Here is a 1,112-nt window from a genome sequence, read left to right on the forward strand (position 1 = left end):
ACCACTGGTTTTTAATTATTCCCCATAGCGTACTCATTAAATGGGATTAATTTTAGTTGTCACCCGAATTTCAACATATCTATCTTTTCTTTTATTTATAAAAGCACTAAAAGTTTGGCTTATAAATTGTAATTTTCTTACACCTTAAATTATTCTTAGGTTATAACTTATAAGAGTTGAAAGTAGGAGTAAGTGTTATAACATTTAATTAGTTATCCCAATGGCTTTGATTAACGCCAATAATTATTGCGCATCATCTAAAGCTTTGTTAATGCCTTTCACGATCTTATCATGTCGCATGATATCTCGTATGGTCAAATGAGGCACCCCCACATACCAGCCAGTAGCAGTAATCTGATGATCTAAAATGAATTGCTTAACCGTGGGACTTTTAATACCTGGCCAGCCCTCAACGTTTCCAAATATTAAATCCATCAATTCAGGAATCTTGGTGGCGAAATCATTAATGTACGGATCCCATTGGCCATCATAGGCAGTACAAAATAAAATCTTAGTGTCGTTATCTAAAAATACAATACGTAAGTCATGTAATGTGCCTACATTAGTAGCCCCAGCTAAATCACCTTTGGTAATTTCAAGGATACGACGTATTCTCGCGGCTCCGCCTTCTTTCAAAGGTGCAATAACTGTAAGCTCTGATACCTTTCCTGATTTAAGACCTTTTTCGCCCGCAGAAGTTACTGAATGATCATACCCGTCATCTCCCCCTTCTTTTAAATTTGCAACTAACATTTGAGCTTTAAGAGCAATATCATCTAACGATGTGCTTAGTTTTTGTTTAATACTTTTATCTGACATGTTTTTTAGTCCTTCTTTTATTATGTAAATTCCTCTATTAGGTAACTTTGAAATATAAAAACTATCTAATAGCGAACCTGAGGTTTTCAGAGTAAATATAAGAATGGTGTCCTAAAAAGTAGGCTGGCGCTAAAAGTCAATAGGGAGTCTATACTAAGTTTTCTAGTTCTATATGGCTTTCAAAGCTTCAAAAATTGTTCAAATTTTAATCAGCCTACCTTTTGAACCACCAACAATTTGGACCACCAAGAATATAAAAAATAGATTTCTAATGCAGCCCAATCATCTTGTCT

The 1,112-nt window shown here is 34.5% G+C and carries 1 protein-coding gene; it reads right to left on the reverse strand.

What is annotated here, in order from left to right:
* Window positions 1-243: 243 nt before the first annotated feature.
* Window positions 244-819: a hypothetical protein gene (locus tag A1019T_RS13075; RefSeq protein ID WP_077452167.1), complete on the reverse strand. Its 576-nt coding sequence runs from the start codon at window positions 817-819 to the stop codon at window positions 244-246.
* Window positions 820-1,112: the final 293 nt, after the last annotated feature.

It is taken from the genome of Psychrobacter piechaudii, assembly GCF_900162825.1.
Lineage (GTDB): Bacteria > Pseudomonadota > Gammaproteobacteria > Pseudomonadales > Moraxellaceae > Psychrobacter > Psychrobacter piechaudii.